Here is a 17,037-nt window from a genome sequence, read left to right on the forward strand (position 1 = left end):
ACGCCCGGTTACATTCCGAACCCGGAAGCTAAGCCTTTCAGCGCCGATGGTACTGCAGGGGGGACCCTGTGGGAGAGTAGGACGCCGCCGAACAAATTTTAGCCTCGGTCCCGAGTACATAGTGCTCGGGACCGAGGCATTTTTGCGTTCCCACTCGATCGGATGTTCCACCGGATCGAGTGAAAAGGCATCAGCCCTCTGGCGTGGCATGGCCAGGGTCACGCAGAGTAGTCAGTGAGGGCCAGTCAGGTGGTCCGTTGACGATCAGTCAAGAGGCCCAAGTGGCAGCGGACGTATGCGCCGAGCGGGCGGAGGGGGAGGTGATGGCCTGTGAGCATGACGAGCTGTGCGGTGAGGGGGCGTAGGGTGACGCCCCGCCCGTCCCCGCCTGTTGTGACGCCGTCAGTTCCAGGACGTGGAGCCGACGGTCGGTTGGTCCTCGTCATGACCTTCTGCCGAATCTCCGGGCATCCCCGCGGCGCGGGCGAGCTCGAGGTCGAGGGCCTCGCGCCGGATGCGCTGGTCCATGTAGAGGAGGGCCGTCACACCCGCGCTGATCGGGAAGGTGATGGTCGAGCTGATCACTCCGCCGACGCCGACCACGATCAGGAAGGTCCAGCCGACGGAGACGGATTCGCCGGACAGCCAGTTCATGGAGTTGTCCCCGCCGATCACCATGGCGACCAGGCTGGTGGGGATCTCGATGATGGCGCCGACGATGAAGACCAGGACGACGGCCAGCAGTTGGATGCCGAAGACCCGCCCCCACGAGCCGCGCACCAGCTTGAAGGAGCGCCGCAGGGCCTTGATGATCCCCTGCTTCTCCAGCATCAGCGCGGGAGCGGCGAGGCTGAAGCGGACCCAGAGCCAGGCGGCGACGCATGCCGCGGCGAGCCCGCCCAGAGAGGCCAGCGCGGCGCCCTCGCTCGGCACGCCCGCCACGGCCAGCAGCAGACCCGGTGTCATACCGGCGGCGATGACGGCCGCGGCGATGGTGGGGATCAGCACGAGCAGCCCGCACAGCTGAAGGAGGTGCGGCCGGGCACCGGCCCAGGCCTCCCGTGTGGACATGTTCCGGCCCAGGACCGCCCGTGCGGTGACCACGGTCAGCAGGGCGGTCGTGACGATCGTTCCGAGGACGCCGAGCAGCAGGGTGACTCCGCTGTCCCCGAGTGTGTCGCCGACGGCACGCAGCGCTTGGCCGACGGTGGCGTCCGGATCGTCGAGGACCTTGCTCTCGTTCCCTCGGCCGTCGTTGAACCACAGTCCCGTGGCGGCCGTGATCAGACCTTGCGTGACGATCGAGACGATCAGCGAGATACCGAGGACCGTGCGCCAGTGGGCGCGCATGATGGCCACCGCACCGTCCAGGATCTCGCTGACGCCCAGCGGCCGCAGCGGAATGACACCGGGGCGGGGAGCGTGCGGCCGACGCCGGCCGGTGCCCCATCCGCCACCCGGCCCGGGAGCGGTCGGTACCGGCGGTGGCGTGCGGCTTCCCGACGCGGCCCAGCGGCCGGGCGGCGGCTGGCGGCGGGCCCACTGTTCGCCCCATGCTCGCTGCTCCGGGGAGGGCTGGTCGGCGGGCTCGTGCTGCTGCTGAGCGCCGTGGTCCGGTTCGTCGGAAGGGGACGATCCGGGCGGGGCCCAGCCCGGAGAGTCATTCATCGTCGCTCCGTAGGTTGTTCGTTGACCGGCCGCGGCGTCCGCGGCGGGCGGATGTCAGCCATCGTGCCACGGTGCGTTCCACCCCGTACCGGTCACTGGGGGCGGTCCGGCACTTCAATAGTCGGTGGCGCACAAGGCAAACTGGGCGGATGGCTGATCAGCATCCGGTGTCCCCGGAAGGCTCCATACCTCCTACCGCTCTGGCGCTGCGCTGGGAGGAGCCCCCGGAGGGGCCCGTACTGGTACTTCTCGACCAGACCCGGCTGCCCGCCGAAGAGGTCGATCTGGTGTGCACCGATGTGCCGGCGCTGGTGGAGGCGATCCGCTCCCTCGCCGTGCGCGGCGCTCCGCTGCTCGGCCTTGCCGGGGCATACGGAATCGCGCTCGCCGCGGCCCGTGGCTTCGATGTGGACGAGGCCGCCGAATCGCTCGCCCATGCCCGCCCCACGGCCGTCAACCTCGCCTATGGGGTCCGCCGTGCCGTCGCCGCGTATCACGCCGCGCTCCGGGACGACGCGGACGACACTCAGGCCGCCGCGGCGGCCCTCGCCGAGGCCCGTGTTCTGCACCGGGAGGATGCCGAGGCCAGCGAGCGCATGGCGGCCCGTGGTCAGGCGCTCCTCGAAGAGCTGCTGCCTGCCGGGGGTCATCGGATCCTCACCCACTGCAACACCGGCGCCCTGGTCTCCGGAGGCGAGGGGACCGCCCTCGCCGTGGTCAAGGCGGTGCACCGGGCGGGGCAGCTGCGGCGGCTCTGGGTGGACGAGACCCGGCCCCTGCTCCAGGGGGCGCGGTTGACCGCGTATGAGGCGGCGCGTGCCGGAATGGCGTACACGCTGCTCGCCGACAACGCGGCGGGCTCGCTCTTCGCGGCCGGTGAGGTGGACGCGGTGCTGATAGGCGCGGACCGGATCGCCGCGGACGGCTCGGTGGCCAACAAGGTGGGCAGCTATCCGCTCGCGGTGCTGGCCCGCTACCACCATGTGCCGTTCGTGGTGGTCGCCCCGACCACCACCGTGGATCCGGGCACTCCCGACGGAGCCGCGATCGAGGTCGAACAACGTCCTGGACATGAAGTGACAGACATCACAATTCCGTATGTCCCCATCGCCGGACAGGAGGCGGGCACCGGAGTGCCGGTCGCTCCGCTGGGCACACAGGCCCACAATCCGGCCTTTGACGTCACACCACCGGAGTTGGTGACGGCGATCGTCACCGAGGGCGGCGTGATTTCCCCGGTCACCGCGGACGGTATCGCCGAGCTGTGGGCCAGGTCACGATCGGGTAATGGGATGATGTCGGGATGACTCGCGACTTTGGCCCCTCTACCTGCGCTGATGCGCGAGCAGAGGGGCCGTGACATCTCCAGCTGACATCAGTCGGGCTGTTCGTCGTCCTCGGCCGTCACCGTCTGCAACCGATCCAGGCGATCCGGCTGCCGCAGCAGCAGATCAAGCTGTCCAATCGCCTCGATAACGTCCGGGTCCAGCGCTTCGGCGTAGATATCCAGGGTGGTGGAGATCCGGCTGTGCCGCAGCACGGCTTTGACGATCCTCGGGTGTACCCGGAGATGCACCAGCAGCGTGCCGCAGGACTTCCTGAGCCCCTTCGGGTTCATCTTCCCGAGCCCGGCGCTCGCCGTGACCCGCTGGACGGTCTGGTAGAGGCAGTCAGCTTGAAGCGGCTGGCCGGTGCGGGTGACGAATACATGTCCGTCGGGATCGTCCACCCACGGCCGACCACTCGACAGCGCCCGCTCCTGGAGCCACGCAGTCCGGAGGCGCTGCCAGCGGAGCGGCGCGATGCACTGAGCGGGCAGGGGCAGTGGCGCCTTGGACGTCTCGGTCTTGGTCTCCACATCGACCGTGCCCGCGCTCGTTCGCTGTCGCTGTTGCTCGACCCACAGCACGCGTTTCTCCAGGTCGATGTTCTCCCAGCGGAGCCCGCATATCTCAGCGCGACGCAGCCCGAGAAGCGGGATCAGCAGCAGGGCCGGATAGTAGACCGTCCGTCGACGCGCCTCGGCGAGGAACCGAAGCACCTTCACCGCGTCCCAGCTCTTCCCGCTGTCGGTGGATGCCCGCACCTGCACCAGCTTGGCGACGTTCCGAGTCAGCCCGATGTCTTCGACCATGGCGGCCGTGAGTGACGCCTTGAGGACCCGGTGAGCGTGCCGGGCGGTCTTGGCTCCCTTGTCCTCGGCCAGCTTCGTCATGGAGGCTCGCAGCTCCTTGACCCCGAGTTTGAGCATGCCCTTGCGACCGAGCCGGGGGCCAAGGTGGAGCCGTACCGCGCTCTCGTAGGTTCGATGGCTCCCGTCCGAGAGGCTCGGCTTCACGATGCAGGTAAGCCAGTACTCGAACCACTCACCCATGGTCATGTCCCTGGTGGGTGTCGGAACGCCGTTCTGGGCCCGCTCGATCAGCTTCCGGCGCTTCTCATCGCACTCGTCGTAGGTCTTGCCGTACGCGAACTTCCGCTTGGTGGTGCCGTCAGGCTGCGGCACGTAGACCGCGGCCTGATACCGGCCGTCACTGCGCTTGGTGATGGTGCCTGCACCGTTGGGGCGGCGGCGTGCCATCAGACGGACTCCTTGATCTTGTTCTGGATATACGCGCGGGCCGATTCGACCGGGATGCGGCGGGCGCGCCCCTCGGTGTAACTGGGCAATGCGCCTGAGCGAATGAGGTCGTAGATCTTGTCTCGTCCGAGCCGTAGGAACGTCATGGCCTCGGGCACGGTCATGACTGCGGCGGGCTGGTCAAGGGGGGTGGGCGTGCTGCTGGCGCTCACCGGGTCCTCCTGGTGGGGCGTCGGGATGGGCGTAGCAGGGCGGCGGGCTGTCCTTGGCCGGAGGGCGCTGCCCTGGGTTGTGCAGGCGCCACAGAAACCACGTAATACACAGAAGTCCGGTTCGCATGCCCTGACCTGCGGTGATGTGGTGGGCAGGGTGGTGTCACAGAAAGGACGGGAAGTCCCACAGAAATAAGCGGCCCGGGGTTGGGCCGTATTTGTGGGGGACTTCCGTGGGTTTGTGTGACAGCGGTCCGTGTGCCGCACCGGGCATCGTCTGCCCTGGTCAGGAGGCCGGGGCGGGTATTTTCGTGATTCTGTGGTTTCTGTGGTGCTGGTCAGATGGTTGGTTCGTGGATCTGGGGGTGGGTGAGGTAGCGCGGGGAGGGTGGTCGGCCGCGTCCTCCGGTGCGTTGGATGGCCTGCCGCCGGATGTAGCCGTGGTCTTCGAGGAGCTCGAGGGGCGTGTCGAGGTCGGCGGCGGTGGGGAACTCGGAGCGGGAGAGTTTGACCATGAGGTCGCGCTTGCTGACCTCGGCCCACTGGTGGGTGCGCAGCGTGTCCAGGATGGTCCGGGCGCGGTTGGCGGTGTCGTCGGCGCCCATGAGGTCGAAGACGCTCAGGGCGTGGTCGGTGAAGTAGTCGGTGAGCTGGACGGCGGCATGGAGGGTGTCGGCGTCGATGGGCTTGGTGTGGCCGTCTTTGAGGTGGGTGGCGAGGTGGAGGAGTCCGGCCAGACGGGCGGTGGTGCCCGCGAGCTTGCCCGCCCATTTCGAGACGTGCCCCAGGTCGCCGCGCTTTTCTTCCAGCCGCGGTTCCTGCCGCTCCTCGAACGCGACGAGCGCATCGTGGGCGCCCGGGGAGAGCTGGAGGACGGCGGGGTCGGTCCAGTCCGCGAGGGCGAGGGCGAGCGCGGTGATGTTGCGCTCGTAGGTCTCGGCTACCGCGTCGGGGATGGGGTCGGGCAGGATCTTCCGTCGTCCGACCAGGGATTGGGGCAGGGCATAGAGGAAGCGGGCCAGGAGTCCTCGTTCGTCGAAGCCTTTGATCTTCCCGATGTCCTTGAGCACCGAGGGCTGTACGGCCAGGCCCATGGTCAGGGCCGGGGACTCGATGAACTCTTCCCGGCCGCGCCGGTCCACCCGGAGCCGGTCCCCTGCCTGGCCTTTGAGGAAGACTTCCATGTTCGGTGTGCCGGAGTAGCGTCCGGCGATGATGTCGAAGATGCCGCCTTCGGCCGACATCACGGCCAGGCGTCCGCCCTGCTCGGCCAGCAGGCTGGCGATGACCTCGGGGGTGGCGTCGTCGGCGAGCAGCCGGGGCACTGCCGGCACGGTGAGAGATTCGGCGACCTGGGCCAGCCCGATGGCCTCGGCTACCAGTTCATCCCGCTTGCCGCTCTCGGCACGGGCGGCCTTGGCGGCGGCGTGGTCCGCGGCTTCTTTGGCCAGGCGTGCGGTCAGTTCCGCTTCCACGATCCGGGAGGCCGATTCGGTGACCATGGTCTTCTCGGCGATGTAGAGGGGCTCTGTCATCAGGGAGAACACCGCGCTCTTGCGGTTGGCCGGAGGCAGGGCGACGACCACGAAGAGGTTGGTCGGCTCGCGCCAGCGGCCCCGGATGTGGACGACGGTCCGGCCGCCCGCAGCGCTGGCCAGCACTGCGAGCGCGAGAGAGCCCGCCATGTCGGCGGGGGTCTGGGTCTCCTCCGCGACGGCGGCCACGTAGTCACGTAGCCATGGGGGCAGGGTCCCGAGGGGGAACGCCGGGAGTTCCCGGCGCACGGTCAGGGGCACCGGTTCGTCCCACACGGGCCCGGTGACGTCCTGGGCTGTCAGGGCATCGAAGCCTGCCCACAGATCGGTCTCCGGTGTCGGCATGCGGCGTTCCTCCTTTCCACGGTGCTGGTGGTTGCTGTGTGGGCCCGGCGGGCTGCCGGTCGCTGTGGTCTTCTGCGGGCCAGAGTTAAGAGCGGAGCGGACGCCCTGACGGGCGGCGCCTGTCGAGGCGCCTGTGGCCGCTTTGGGCGGGGCTTGTACGGCGTCCTGAGGCAGCTTTTCGGCGTTTCGGGGGCGGGAGGTCATTCGGCCGCCCCCACGCCGTTGAGCCCGTTGGTGACGGCTCGCTCCGCGTACGCCTCGGGGACGCCGACTGCGACGGCCGTAGCGATGATCTGCCGTCCGATGACGTCCAGTCCGCACGGTCCGGGGCACTGGGTGTGCTGGGCTCCCAGGAAGCGGGCCACCCCGAATGCCTGGGATCCGGCGCCCGACTCGGGGCGGGAGCGCACCATGGCCAGGCCCCGGGCCAAGCCGGTGCGGACATAGCGCTCGGTGTGCCGGCACCCGGTGGCCACGGTCCGGTCCCACTCGGCGCGGGCCGGGGACGAAGAGACCACGGCCGCCCGCGCGGGGGTGGTCTCTTCCCTCTCCACCAGGGCGCGGACGGCAGATGGCAGGTCGGTCATGGTGCCGGTGCCGGGGCCGAGCCAGCGGGCGTAGGCCATGCGCGACTTGATGTCCACACCGGGCCGGACCTGGTTGGCCGAGCGCATCGCTCCTCGGTAGACCCAGTGCTCACCGCGCGTGGTCGGCACGGTCCTGGTGGCGGGGAGGGCCTTCCGCGCCCATTCGACCGCGCGTGCGTTGTCGAGGTCCACGACGGTCAACTCGGCGCCAGCGGGGTGGTAGGCGACGGCCACGGCCAGCCGCCAGGCCAGGACCCATGCGTGGGAGGTGATCACGGTGGGGTCGGTCGTGGCGGCTGCCCAGCCGTGGCAGACGGCGGGGCACTGGCACGGGCCCGCGGTCTTCATGTTGGGCCGTCCGCCGCAGGCGGGTGGGCGGCCTGCGCAGGTGCGGCAGTTCCCGAACGGCACTTTGCCCTGGCGGAGCGGCAGCACCGGTACACCGGTCTTGGCCAGTTCGAGCGCGGTTCGTAGGTGGTCGTGGGTGGGGTGGTCTCGCCGGATGAGGGTGGGTTGGGCCATGCTTGGGGTTCTCCTGTTCCGTTGTGGATGGGCAGGGGAAGCCGGGGCGGCGGGCTGTCCTTGGTCGGAGGCCGCCGCCCCGGGCGTCAAAGTCGTGCGGGGGCGTGGGGGCCGACGGTGCGTATGGCGGTGAAGCCTTCGGCGGTCAACTGCTGGGCTGTGGGGGTCATCTGGTGCAGCTCGTGCACCACGTTCTGCGGGACCTGGCGGGTGCGGGTGGTGTTGCGTGCCTGGCAGATGGCCAGCGGCAGTTCGAAGAGGATGGCTACGGCGGGGCGCTGGTAGTAGCGGGCGCGGGCGAGGAGCCCGGCGCGGACGTGGGGCAGCACGTTGGTGCTGTCCACGACGGTGGTCAGGCCGCGTGCGAGCCGGGCCTCCAGCAGGAGGTTTTGGATCTGGGCTGCTGTGGGTGTGGCGGACTGGTCGGCGGCGTCGTCGGTCGCCATCTCCCGGAAGTTGTCCAGGCACAGACGACCGGTCGGGAAGTGACGGCGGGCGTAGGTGGACTTGCCCGCTCCAGGCGGGCCGACCAGGACGATGAGACTTCCCGGGGCGTACGGAGCTTCCACGTGGTGGGCTTTCCTCACTTCTTGGAGTGGAAGAGCTTGAGGGTGATGCCGCCGACTCCGAGGGGTCCGGCGGTGGCTCCGGCGATGGCGGTTGCGGTGTGGGTGGCGACGTCCATCAGCCAGCACAGGGCGGCGGCCAGTCCCCAGCCCCCGGCGACGACCGCGCCAGCGATGGCGAACGGGATCAGGACGCGCTGCCAGGGGAAGCCGGTGGGGTTGGTGTCGTTGACGACGATGACGACCGGCTGTCCGGTGGCCTGTGCGCGCTGGTAGACGTCGGCGGGGATGTGTGGGGCGATGTGCCCGGGGATGGTGTGGTGCGGGTCAGGCGGTTCCATAGCTGCCTCCGGGGCCGGTTGGTGCGCGGGTGGTCGGGGGCGTGTCAGCCGATGCGGCCCAGGGACTCCGCGAGGGACTGCAAGGCGTCGTTGATCGTGGGGGCGGCGCCGGTCGAGGCGAGGCAGAAACCGAAGAGCGCGGCGATGGTGGCACCGCCAGCGCCGAGGGCGCGGTTGCGGAGCATGAGGCCCAGGAGTGCTCCGAGGAGGAGGACGGTGGACATGGAGACGATCACGGCAGCTCCTTACTGAACGTGACGAGTGAGGTTGTGCGGGTGTGGGGGTCCCACGGTTGCTGTGGAAGGGGGTTGAAGCCGCCTGAATCCGTCTGAGGGGCGGATTCGTGGGTGGCTGTGTGGGACTCCCACCGCCCCCACATGCAGGTCACAGGCCCCCACAGGGTGTGGGACCCCCACAGGGCCTGTGGGGGCCGTTGTGGGGGGTGTGGGAGGCGGTGTGTGGGAGGGGTACCGGTTACCGTGCGTCGCGGTAGCGGCGGATGGCTTCGGCGAGAGTCTCGGCGAGGTAGCCCGTGCGCGGCTCGCTCTTGCCGACGCGCACGGTGCCCTTGCCGGGCCGCTCGACACCGACCGCGCGCAGAATGCGGCCCAGCTCGGTGCCCAGCTCGGTGGCGCCGAGGCCGAGTTCCTCGGCAAGGTCGGCGGTGTGCATGCGCCCGCCAGCGGCCGTCACCGCGTCGTACGCGCGCTGGAGCAGCGGCGGTACCCGCTCGGACCCGCCATCGGGGGTGTCGCTGGTTTCCTGGGGTTCGGTGCGGCTGTAGGAGAGGTTGAGGCCGCGGGGCCGCTCGCGGTCGGTGCGGCGGGTGCGGTCGGGTTCCTCGGTGGTGCCGTAGGTCTGATCGATCTCGGCGAGGAACCGGGCAGCGAGCTCATCCGGGTCATCCTCGGCCCGACGCTGGTAGGACAGATTCAGCGACCGGTGCCGCCGCTCGCTGTCGTCACCGGCTGCGGGCGGTTCGGGCTTGTCTAGCACGGCGGTCGCCGTACCGGCCGCGCCGGGCGCCTGGTCGTCGCCGGGCTCGCCGTTCCTGACCGCCTCGGCCGCCATGGCGAGCCAGCCTGCCCGCGCCGGGCTCCACCGCTCGCAGTAGTCGTCACCTGCTGCCTCGACCGAGACCTGATCCAGGGTGGGGCGGCGGTCGTTGGTGGCGAGGACCACGCGGCGCACCATGGACGGGAGGGATTTCCAGCCCTTGAACTCGGTGGGTGCGAAGCCGTTGGCGCCGCTGTCGCCGATGATGCCGGCGCCCTTCTCGTTGAGCTGGTTGCTGTCGATGCGCACCTTGGGGAAGAGCTTGCCGACGTTGTGGCCGGAGTTCTCGCCGGAGGTCAGCGCGAGGGACAGCGGGGAGAACCGCTTGACCACGGTGTCGCCGATCGTGTTGAGGTTGCCGTCCACGGCGGTGAGGACCTTCCGGATGCCCATGGCGCGGGTGGTGCGCATGACTTCCTTGATGAGTTCGGCCAGCTCCCGCTTTTCCGGCTCGCGCCGGTTGTTGGCGTGCGCCAGGGCCTCGGCACCCTCATCGATGACGATCTCGATCTGCGGCAGCTCGGGCGAGATGGGCAGCAGGGTGGTGTCCTGCTGCCGCATCAGCTTCTGATACCGCAGCTGACGCGCCTTGTTGATGCGCAGCGCGGCCTTGAGCATCCGGATCGCTTCCTTCGGCGTGGCCGCGAGCCAGTCCACCCCCGGCCGGGTACCCGCCGGGGCGGGGTTGTCCGGGTCGTCGGGCTCGATGAGCCCTTGTGCCTCCAGCCAGGGGGTGACCCAGGGGATGCCGATGGCGCCCTGTTTGAGGTCGATGACCCAGGTGAGGACGTCGGTGCAGCGGGCGAATCCGGCGAGGATGACGTCCATGAACGTGGACTTGCCCGATCCGGGCGGACCGAGCAGCAGCGCGCACGCCTCCCTCAGGAAGACCCGGATTTCCTCCCCGTTCGGGCGCAGGCACCAGGGGATCCCAGTGAGGATCGACAGAGGGCTGTAGTCCTCGGGGTAGAGCCTCTCCTCCCGCATGATGTTCTTGGTCATCACGTCGAAGACGACCAGCCCTTGTGCGGCGCCTTCCTCGACGTGGACGGTGCAGCCCAGCGGCAGGCGGGCGTCAGCAGCGAGAGCGCGGGAGCGGGAGCTGATGCGGTCCCAGGTCACCCCGCCGCCGGGCAGCTCGGCCTCGACGGAGAATCCGGCGCCGGTCTCCCAGAACTCCACCGCGACGACCTTCACGTCCGCCATGCAGACCCGGCGGACGCGGTCCTGCCACTCAGCGGCGATCGTGCGGCGGCGGCCGTCCATCTCAGCGGCGGCGGCCCGTGCCTCGGCGGTGAATCGCTCCTCTTCGGCGGCTTCTTCCCAGGCGGCGGTGTGGGAGGCGGCCGCCCCGATGCCCACCCCGAGGGCGGTCAGCGATCCGGCTGCCGCCCACGACAGTGGCCCGTGGGCCATGGCCCAGGTGGTCCAGCCGCCTGCCACCAGCCAGGATGCGGCGCGGGCGACGGCGGTGCGGAGGGTGAGTTTGCGGCGGACGCTGTGGCCGATGCCGTGGCCCACGGCTCCGGCGGCGCCGATCAGCAGCGGCCAGCCCTCGGGCATCCCGGTCGCGGTGCCCAGCAGCGCGGCCGCCGCCGCACCAGTGGTCGCGGACAGGGCGCCAGTGATGGGGCCGTGGCTGCGGGCCCAGTCCAGCGGCGGCAGCGTGCTGCTGGCGCCCGGGGTCTTGGTCTTCTTGGTGCTGGTGAGGTTGAGTTTCTTCGGGCTGCGGGGTTCTCGGCTCATCGTTTCCTGCGTCGTCATGTCCGGCTCCAGACGGGGAAATGGGTCGGGCCCGCACACCGGTTGGTGTGCGGGCCCGTGCGGAGTAGCGGCGAGGGCTCTACTGGTTATTGGTGGTGTCCCAGCCCTCTTCGGCGTTGTTGCGGGGCTCCTCGTGGCGCCGGATGTCCTGCTCGTGGACCACGCGGAAGGTCGTGAACGCGTCCTCGGCCTCATCGATGGCCAGTTGCAGCGCCTGGTAGATCGCGTCGAGCGAGGTGCCGACTTCCGGCTCCAGCGGGAATTCCTCGTCCGACTTCTGGGCGAGGATCGCGAAGGTGTTCGCCACGCTCGCCAGGGCTTCGGGGAAGCCCTTGATGGTGTCGTGGACGTGCATCATGCCGTCGGGGTCGTAGTTCTTCGCCGCGGCTTCCATCTCGGATGCCGACTCGTTGAACAGGAAGCCGGGCCCGGCGGTGGTGGACATGGTGGTGGAACCTCCTGTGCTGGTGCCTGCGTAGGCGTGGTGGCTGCGGGGAGCGCGCCGGACCCTGGAGCCGATCGGCTCCTCGTCCTCCTCGGCGGCGGCGTTGTCGAGCGTGGTCTTGTGCTCGGCGCGGATGGTGATGTCGCGGTCTTCCCGGGCCCGCCGCGCCGCTGCGGCCAATCGGGCGTACACGCGCTGGCCGGGCCACATCAGCCAGCGCCAGCCGAGCCGGACCCCGATCGGGTGGGTGATCATCCCGAGGGCGAAGAACGGCACGCTGATCGCGGCAGCCAGCACTTTGCGGCCGTAGCAGCGCAGCGCGGAGGCGGTCAGCCGCCGCCACAACCGCAACCGCGCCCACGCCCGCTTCCGCAGCTCCCGCATCCCGGCTAGCCGCCGCGCGGTGCGCTCATCCTTGGCCGCGCGGACGCGTGAGCGCATCCGGCGCATGGCCTGCCGCATCCGCTCCCGAGCCGAACCCACCAGGCCCCTGATGCCCCCGCCCCTGGTACGTGGGCCGCGGCCACCGGCCGCCTTGGACCTCGGGGACTTGGACAAGCCCAACCCCTTGCCTCCCGGCCCCCGGTCACGGGAGCCTTTGCGCCTGGTTGCCCGCTTCTCGGCCTTCCGGGCGGCCTTGGCCGCGCGCCGGGCGTCGCTGAGGTTCCGCCGGTCAGCGGTGTCCTGACGGCGCCGCTCAGCACGCGTGGGGGCGACCGCCTGACGGTCCGCACGGGCCGCCTTCACCGCGCCGAACGCGCCCTTGACGCCCCTGGGGCTGCGGCCAGCCTCGGCCGCCCGGACCTTGGCCGCCTGACCTGATGCGCGCAGCGACCGAGCCCCGCTTCGCCCCGCACTGCCCGGAGCCGCGTGGGCGCCGTTGCCTCGGCCTCGGGGGCTGCCTCCGGCTCGGCCAGTACCGCCATGGCCCGCACTGGAGCCGTGCCGGGCACGGCGGCCGCTCGATCCGAAGCCAGTACGACCGGCGCGGGGGCCGGTGTTCCCGCCTCCGTGGCGCCTGCCCCCGTGGGTACCGCTGGTGCTCTGCTTGGCCGTTGACCGGCGGCGCAGTGCTGCGGCACCGGCCGCGGTCGCGGCGATGCCGGCGGCCGCCAGACCCGTGATGGGGGCTCCGGCGGTCAGGACGGAGGCGGATACGGCGGCGACGGTGCTGTTGGCGCCGATGACGGTCAGCGGAAGAGCAGGAAGGCCGCCCGGCGTATGCGCCAGCCCACCACCCGGAACCTCCGGCTCGGCTGCCGGGGCGTGGTCGGGTGCGGGTGGTGCGTCGGGGATCTCTTCGTCATCGGTCGCGGTCTCGTCGGCGGTCAGGATGGTGTCGGACACTGGTCACACTCCTTCCCAGGAGCAAGGAGGGCGGCCCCGGCCGGGCCGGGACAGCGAGCCAGGGCCGCCCGTGCGTCACTTGGAGTCGTTGAGGTAGGCCGCCAGGGCCAGGAGCGCGGTGGCCAGCTGCGTTTCGGCGGTCAACGTGGCGGGGTCGTGGCTCTGGTGGGCGATCTGTGCGTTCTGGATGTGGTCGTACGCCTGGGCGGCCAGCTCGTCCGGTTGCAGGCGCTTCAGCTCACGGACGGAGGTACGGCCGGAGAACAGCCGAGCAATCACCGCGGGGTCCTTCCTGTCATCAGGGCTGTTGGGAAAGGCGGGGTCAGGTGTGGCTGGGGTGGGCAGCGGCGATCTCCTGCCACCGCCGGTTCTCGACCGCGTCAGCGCAGGTCAGCCGGACGGTGAACGCGCAGCCGGGAACCGTGCAGCGGTGCGTGACCGTGTGAGGCGCCTGGGCGAGCTGGTGCAGGGTGTCGCGGAAGGCGATGTACAACGCCAGCGCGCAGGCCACAACGAGGGCCAGCGGCACGTCGTAGGTGCTGAGGTGATACCCCAGGTAGCCAGCCATCGCTGCGGCGACGACCTCGGCGAGCAGGGGGAAAAGACGCTGCTTCACGAATGCCTCCAAAAGGCATGAACAGAGTGTGGGGAATCGGGTGCTGCGGGTCAGGCAGCGAGACCGAGCGGATAGGCGCAGGTCGCGCACGCCCCGACCGAGGGCGGGATGACGTATCCGGCATCGCGTCGGCAGGTGGGGCAGGTGCGGCGGGCGGTGTTCGCCTTGGCCAGCGCTGCCCACTTCGCCGGGGTCATGGGCCGGACGGGCTTGGCCTGGTCGATGCGGTACAGGTACGCGACCAGCGGCTCGCGCTTACGGCGGGGCCGCTGGAGCTCGGCGACGACGTCCTGGCCGCCGGGGCGCAGGTTCATCGCGCGCAGCTGTCGGCGCGTGGCCAGTCCGTCCGGCGCCAGATGCCACCGGTAGACCGGCAGGGCGGTCATGAGCGGTCGGTGCCGTTGACACCGGTCAGGGCGCGCGGCTGGTGCGCGGTGAGCTGCGCGGCGCGCGCGGCACGGAAGTCACGCAGCCAGTTCCGCGCGTTCCCCGGATCCACCGAGCACCGCTCGGCCAGTTCCGCGGCGCTCGGCTCGGCCCCGTTGCTGGTGGTGACCTTGGCTTGGTAGAGCTGCCATCCGGCTTGCTTGGCCTCGGACTTGAACACCGGGTCCGGGTCGCCGCTGGCGTGCTCGGCGACGTCCCCCAGCAGCCGCTCCCGCAGCGCGGTGGCTTCCTCGATCTGGTCCGTGACCTGCTGCAACGCGGTGCGCGCTTGGTCGTGGGTCCGCTGAAGGGCGTCGGTTTTGACGGTCAGTCGCTCCAGCCGCTGCTGCTCGTCTTCGACGGTGGTGCGGATGTGGTCGGCTTGCTGCTGCGCGGCAGTGATCAGGTCATCCGCGCGCTTCCGCGCGGCGTGCTCGGCCTGCCGCGCGTCTTCCGCGCGCTGCCGCGCAGCCTCCACCTCACCATCCACGCCCTGCCGCTGCTCAAGGAGTGCGGCGTGCTCTTCACGGGCCGATTCGAGGTCGCGTTGCGCGGTACGCAGGGCCTCTTCCGCGCGCTCCCGCGCGGCTTCGGCTTCCTGCCGCGCGGCATCCGCGCGCGAGGACTCCAACCGCTCCGCAGCCGGGGTGACCGCCAGGCCCTCGATCAGCGCCAGCACCGCCGGGGCGTCCGCATAGTTCAGGCGAGCCACCTCATCCGCGCGGGTGAGCGCGGCCAGACGGCGCACCAGGGCCAGCGACTGGCCGGTGTCGGTGGCGACATCGGCACGATCCAGCGCCTTCTGCGCCCGGCGACGCAGCCGCCGCAACCGGCGCTGCGCCCGCCGGGAGCTCCCCCTGATCGGCCCGGTTTCCAGGGCCAGGCGGAGCCGGTAGACGCGGTGTGCGGCCCGCTGGGCCAGCGCGGCACGGGCGACGGTGGAGGAGGAGGTGCGGGCGTCCAGGCCCAGCAGCGCGAAGAGCCCGGCCCATGCGTGCTGCCACAGCAGCACCACCAGCCGGACCGGGCCCGGCCGCCCGCCCGTCTCGTCCTCGTCGGGGCGCTCGTGGTGGAGCTTGCTGCGCAGTTGCAGTTCGATCAGCCATGCGGCCAGGCCGGGGATGGCGGCCAGGACCGGGCGGGCCCACCAGTTCGGGGCGTGGACGGCGTTCATCGCGGCGGAGAAGGACACCAGCAGCCAGGCGGTGCGGTGCATCAGCCGCAGCTCCGGCGTCCACCCCACCTGAGGGTCGGCCGCCCGGTACATCATGACCAGCAGCGTCATCTCGGCCGCGTCGAACACGGCGATGAACGCCACTGCCAGCACCTCGGGCAGTCCTGCGGTGCCGGTGGCGAAGCCCCACAGGCCGTGGACGGAGACGGCGACGCCGCCGAGGGCGACGACGGCCTGGGGGCCGATGCCGGACAGCCACGCCGACTTCCGCAGCCGTCCCACCGCCCACGCCGCGAGCGCGAGCACCAGGACGGCGGCGGCCAGCGGAGCGGCCCAGGACAGCCAGCCGGGAGCGGCCGGGAACAGCTCGAACAGCCAGGAGGTCATTGGATGCCTCCCCCGGTGTCGAGGTCGGTGCCCCGGCGGCCGTCGCGGCGGCCGTTGACGGTCCGGTAGGCGGGGGTGAGGGTGTGGGTGATGGACCAGCCGCCGCCGGTCTGCTTGACCCCGTACATCACCTCATCCGCCACCCGCATCGCCGCCGACAGATCGACAGCAGGGCCGGGGCCGGGAGTGTGGAGGTAGGCGCCGATGGAGGCGCCCAGGGACAGCGGCAGCCCCTCGCTGATGACCGGGGAGCACAGCCACTGGTGCAGGTGGGTCAGCTCTCCACGCAAGATGTGGGGGTCGGGGCAGCGGATGACGGCGGCGAACTCGTCCCCACCCAGCCGGGCCACGGTGCCCAGGGGCTCGGCCCACTGGGCCAGGCGCCGGCCGGTCTCGCGGATCGCGGTGTCACCAGCCGCGTGCCCGTGGACGTCATTGACCTGCTTGAAGCCATCCAGGTCGATGACCAGCACCGCCACGACATCCCGCCGGGGCCTGCGCAAGATTCGGGCGGCGGTCTTCTCGAACGCGGCCCGGCGCGGCAGACCGGTCAGGGCATCCCGCTCGGCGCGGTCGATCAGGCGGTGCTGCCACAGCCCGTGAACGGTCCACCCGGCGGCCAAAGGGGCGGCGGCGGACAGGGCGGTGAGGGTGTGGCTCATGACCGGCCCCTGTCCTCCCGCCAGGCGGCGGCCTCGGCGTCATCCAGGATGTGGCAGTGCCACACCCGCACCAAGATCCCGTCGATGGTGACTTCGGCGTTGGTGTGGCGGAACACGGGCCCGTATCCGGGGTCGCTGGTGTTCGTGGTGGTCTCGGCGCCCAGCCGCTCGGCCCAGGCGCGCACGCCGTCGGCGGTGTGCGGGTTCAGGCGGATCTCGCTGTCGAACCGCAGGCGCGCCCCCTTCAGCGGAAGGTCGGCGTGGCGGGCCAGGAGTTCCCGGGCCGCCTGGCCGGTACGGAGCAGGGTCTGCTCGTCAGCGGCGATCATGTCCAGCAGCGACTGATCGGCGGTGGTGTTGGTCGTGCTCATGCGGCTACCGCCTTCGGCGCGGTCCGGCCCGTGCTGCGGGCCGGGCGGGGGAGGCGGCTGAGGCTGTGGAACAGCACCGGGGCATGGGTCTCGATGGCCTCGGCGGCGATCCGGCTGACGCTGTCGATCAGCTCGGGGTCGTCGGCGAGGATGTCACGGGCCGCGTCGAGACGGGCCGCGCGCTCCTCGGCGCTCTCTCCCTCCTCGCCGAGCCACAGCTCGAGCGGGGTACCGAGGGCGAGTTCAAGGTAATCGGCGTCGGTGGCCACCTCGTGGCGGCCGATGAAGCTCTTCATGGTGAAGCTCCGAAGTCGTCGGATGGGCAGGGAGGGGGCCGGGGCGCGCGGCGGAGGTTTGGCGCAGTGGCGCGCCCCCCGGGGCCGGCCGCACCTGGGGGGAGTGGGGGTTAACACGGCCCCGAACGCGGGAGCG

Annotated in this window: 18 protein-coding genes and 1 rRNA gene; 2 read left to right on the forward strand and 17 right to left on the reverse strand. The window is 70.8% G+C overall.

The window, feature by feature from the left end:
- Positions 1-93 (forward strand): 5S ribosomal RNA (rrf, locus tag ACFXB5_RS22435); the annotation flags it as partial.
- A 309-nt stretch (positions 94-402) separates the two neighbouring features.
- Here rrf and ACFXB5_RS22440 read toward each other — a convergent pair.
- The gene (locus tag ACFXB5_RS22440) at positions 403-1,668 is read right to left on the reverse strand and encodes a hypothetical protein (protein WP_385210634.1); all 1,266 of its coding nucleotides are present in this window, start codon (positions 1,666-1,668) and stop codon (positions 403-405) included.
- Between the two features lie 149 nt (positions 1,669-1,817).
- Here ACFXB5_RS22440 and mtnA point away from each other — a divergent pair, with 149 nt between their 5' ends.
- Complete coding sequence (gene mtnA, locus ACFXB5_RS22445; protein ID WP_385210635.1) at positions 1,818-2,975, forward strand: S-methyl-5-thioribose-1-phosphate isomerase; 1,158 nt, start codon at positions 1,818-1,820, stop codon at positions 2,973-2,975.
- A 68-nt stretch (positions 2,976-3,043) separates the two neighbouring features.
- Here mtnA and ACFXB5_RS22450 read toward each other — a convergent pair whose 3' ends face one another.
- The 16 genes from ACFXB5_RS22450 to ACFXB5_RS22525 form a co-directional block, all read right to left on the reverse strand.
- Positions 3,044-4,249 carry a tyrosine-type recombinase/integrase gene (locus ACFXB5_RS22450; RefSeq protein ID WP_385210637.1) on the reverse strand — a complete coding sequence of 402 codons (1,206 nt, stop codon included), beginning with the start codon at positions 4,247-4,249 and terminating at the stop codon, positions 3,044-3,046.
- The gene (locus ACFXB5_RS22455; RefSeq protein WP_385210640.1) at positions 4,249-4,461 is read right to left on the reverse strand and encodes a helix-turn-helix domain-containing protein; all 213 of its coding nucleotides are present in this window, start codon (positions 4,459-4,461) and stop codon (positions 4,249-4,251) included. Before ACFXB5_RS22455 ends, ACFXB5_RS22450 begins: the two co-directional genes overlap by 1 nt.
- Before the next feature lie 338 nt (positions 4,462-4,799).
- Positions 4,800-6,341, reverse strand: coding sequence for a YfjI family protein (locus tag ACFXB5_RS22460; RefSeq protein WP_385210643.1), 1,542 nt, complete (start codon positions 6,339-6,341; stop codon positions 4,800-4,802).
- Positions 6,342-6,541: 200 nt separating this feature from the next.
- Positions 6,542-7,450 (reverse strand): bifunctional DNA primase/polymerase, encoded by a 909-nt coding sequence (locus ACFXB5_RS22465; protein ID WP_385210646.1) that lies wholly within the window; start codon positions 7,448-7,450, stop codon positions 6,542-6,544.
- Positions 7,451-7,536: 86 nt separating this feature from the next.
- Complete coding sequence (locus tag ACFXB5_RS22470) at positions 7,537-8,019, reverse strand: AAA family ATPase (RefSeq protein ID WP_385210648.1); 483 nt, start codon at positions 8,017-8,019, stop codon at positions 7,537-7,539.
- Between the two features lie 14 nt (positions 8,020-8,033).
- On the reverse strand, positions 8,034-8,357 hold the full coding sequence (locus ACFXB5_RS22475; protein ID WP_385210650.1) for a hypothetical protein: 324 nt from the start codon (positions 8,355-8,357) through the stop codon (positions 8,034-8,036).
- 44 nt (positions 8,358-8,401) lie between these two features.
- The gene (locus ACFXB5_RS22480) at positions 8,402-8,593 is read right to left on the reverse strand and encodes a hypothetical protein (RefSeq protein ID WP_206332822.1); all 192 of its coding nucleotides are present in this window, start codon (positions 8,591-8,593) and stop codon (positions 8,402-8,404) included.
- Between the two features lie 238 nt (positions 8,594-8,831).
- A complete protein-coding gene (locus tag ACFXB5_RS22485) occupies positions 8,832-11,177 on the reverse strand; it encodes a hypothetical protein (protein ID WP_385210652.1) in 2,346 nt (781 codons plus the stop codon).
- 79 nt (positions 11,178-11,256) lie between these two features.
- Positions 11,257-12,969 (reverse strand): hypothetical protein, encoded by a 1,713-nt coding sequence (locus tag ACFXB5_RS22490; protein WP_385210653.1) that lies wholly within the window; start codon positions 12,967-12,969, stop codon positions 11,257-11,259.
- A 75-nt stretch (positions 12,970-13,044) separates the two neighbouring features.
- Entirely contained in the window at positions 13,045-13,248 is a 204-nt protein-coding gene (locus ACFXB5_RS22495; protein WP_385210655.1) for a hypothetical protein, read from the reverse strand.
- A gap of 43 nt (positions 13,249-13,291) precedes the next feature.
- Positions 13,292-13,585, reverse strand: coding sequence for a hypothetical protein (locus ACFXB5_RS22500; protein ID WP_385210658.1), 294 nt, complete (start codon positions 13,583-13,585; stop codon positions 13,292-13,294).
- 50 nt (positions 13,586-13,635) lie between these two features.
- Positions 13,636-13,971 carry an RRQRL motif-containing zinc-binding protein gene (locus ACFXB5_RS22505; RefSeq protein WP_385210660.1) on the reverse strand — a complete coding sequence of 112 codons (336 nt, stop codon included), beginning with the start codon at positions 13,969-13,971 and terminating at the stop codon, positions 13,636-13,638.
- Positions 13,968-15,572 (reverse strand): hypothetical protein, encoded by a 1,605-nt coding sequence (locus ACFXB5_RS22510; RefSeq protein ID WP_385210663.1) that lies wholly within the window; start codon positions 15,570-15,572, stop codon positions 13,968-13,970. The genes ACFXB5_RS22505 and ACFXB5_RS22510 overlap by 4 nt, the downstream gene beginning before the upstream one ends.
- The gene (locus ACFXB5_RS22515; RefSeq protein ID WP_385210664.1) at positions 15,569-16,234 is read right to left on the reverse strand and encodes a GGDEF domain-containing protein; all 666 of its coding nucleotides are present in this window, start codon (positions 16,232-16,234) and stop codon (positions 15,569-15,571) included. Before ACFXB5_RS22515 ends, ACFXB5_RS22510 begins: the two co-directional genes overlap by 4 nt.
- Complete coding sequence (locus tag ACFXB5_RS22520) at positions 16,231-16,605, reverse strand: hypothetical protein (RefSeq protein WP_385210667.1); 375 nt, start codon at positions 16,603-16,605, stop codon at positions 16,231-16,233. The genes ACFXB5_RS22515 and ACFXB5_RS22520 overlap by 4 nt, the downstream gene beginning before the upstream one ends.
- Positions 16,602-16,901 (reverse strand): hypothetical protein, encoded by a 300-nt coding sequence (locus ACFXB5_RS22525; protein ID WP_385210670.1) that lies wholly within the window; start codon positions 16,899-16,901, stop codon positions 16,602-16,604. The genes ACFXB5_RS22520 and ACFXB5_RS22525 overlap by 4 nt, the downstream gene beginning before the upstream one ends.
- Positions 16,902-17,037: the final 136 nt, after the last annotated feature.

It is taken from the genome of Streptomyces sp. NPDC059455, from assembly GCF_042750115.1.
Taxonomy (GTDB): Bacteria; Actinomycetota; Actinomycetes; order Streptomycetales; family Streptomycetaceae; genus Streptomyces; species Streptomyces endocoffeicus.